5 tRNA genes are annotated in these 1,270 nt (G+C 40.7%); 1 reads left to right on the top strand and 4 read right to left on the bottom strand.

The features are described from left to right. Window positions 1–2: 2 nt before the first annotated feature. From ACSFVZ_RS20440 to ACSFVZ_RS20425, 4 genes are all read right to left on the bottom strand, one after another. Window positions 3–78, bottom strand: a tRNA-Val gene (locus ACSFVZ_RS20440). A 43-nt stretch (window positions 79–121) separates the two neighbouring features. Next, window positions 122–197, bottom strand: a tRNA-Val gene (locus ACSFVZ_RS20435). A 43-nt stretch (window positions 198–240) separates the two neighbouring features. Continuing rightward, window positions 241–316 (bottom strand) — tRNA-Val (locus ACSFVZ_RS20430). A gap of 37 nt (window positions 317–353) precedes the next feature. Then, window positions 354–429: transfer RNA gene (locus ACSFVZ_RS20425), tRNA-Val, on the bottom strand. A gap of 656 nt (window positions 430–1,085) precedes the next feature. Between ACSFVZ_RS20425 and ACSFVZ_RS20420 the strand changes: the two genes are divergently transcribed. After that, a tRNA-Ala gene (locus ACSFVZ_RS20420) sits at window positions 1,086–1,161 on the top strand. Window positions 1,162–1,270: the final 109 nt, after the last annotated feature.

Below are 1,270 nucleotides of genomic sequence, written 5' to 3'. Positions count from 1 at the left end.
AATGGTGGGTCGTACTGGACTTGAACCAGTGACCCTCGCCTTGTAAGGGCGATGCTCTCCCAACTGAGCTAACGACCCATTTAGATTTTTGTAATATGAAACACCATCAAAGTTTGTTTAATGGTGGGTCGTACTGGACTTGAACCAGTGACCCTCGCCTTGTAAGGGCGATGCTCTCCCAACTGAGCTAACGACCCATTTAGATTTTTGTAATATGAAACACCATCAAAATTTATTTAATGGTGGGTCGTACTGGACTTGAACCAGTGACCCTCGCCTTGTAAGGGCGATGCTCTCCCAACTGAGCTAACGACCCATTAAGAAATTAGATATGAAAACCATTATTTTAATAATGGTGGGTCGTACTGGACTTGAACCAGTGACCCTCGCCTTGTAAGGGCGATGCTCTCCCAACTGAGCTAACGACCCATATCTAAAAACAACGTATTGCTGCGTTGTTGTGGGGCGATATTATAGATAGAGTTGTAAATGTGTCAACACTTGAATGAGTAAAAATGTGTTAGATGCAGCTTTTATAAACAATGACATGGCTTTTAAGCATTTTTTGGCGAACAAATATGCAATTTATATTCATAAGTTTATCTGTGGCGTTGTCATCGTTACTCTTTTTCCTCTAATTTAACTGAACTCGATGTTGTTTTAACGATGCTTGTCATTTTTTAAAACACAACTTATGTTGAATATTAAAACTGAATAACTAAATAGCTGGCAATTTTGCTATGTTTAAAACCAAAGAGGGCGGGGGGCTCTCCACTGGGATTTAACCGATAGTTTAGCTAACTTAAATTTGCATATAAATGTATACCTTTTGTAATGTTTAATATCACGTAATGTATACTTAAATCTCGGTATCAGTATTGATAATTGTAAAATTTAGTCAATTCCTTATTATACTGTTCGAAATGTCTGCGTAACGGATTGATATTTAGTCAGCTTGTTGAAATTTAAATCATTTAAATAAAGTTAGATAAAAAACTGTTGACTTTATTTAGGGGGCTGCATAGAATGCGCCCCGCACTCAGCGATACACAGCCAATATTAATTGGTAGTGTGTATGCAAAGTCGGGGCTATAGCTCAGCTGGGAGAGCGCTTCGCTGGCAGCGAAGAGGTCTGCGGTTCGATCCCGCATAGCTCCACCAAATTTGCATAGTGTTTGTCCTAGGGTTGCAGTTTTCTGCGTCCCCATCGTCTAGAGGCCTAGGACACCGCCCTTTCACGGCGGTAACAGGGGTTCGAATCCCCTTGGGG

This window comes from Pseudoalteromonas nanhaiensis (genome assembly GCF_051235485.1).
In the GTDB taxonomy this organism is placed as follows: domain Bacteria; phylum Pseudomonadota; class Gammaproteobacteria; order Enterobacterales; family Alteromonadaceae; genus Pseudoalteromonas; species Pseudoalteromonas lipolytica_C.
The sequence above is the reverse complement of the archived record's forward strand: the minus strand, read 5'-3'. Positions and strand labels throughout refer to the sequence as shown.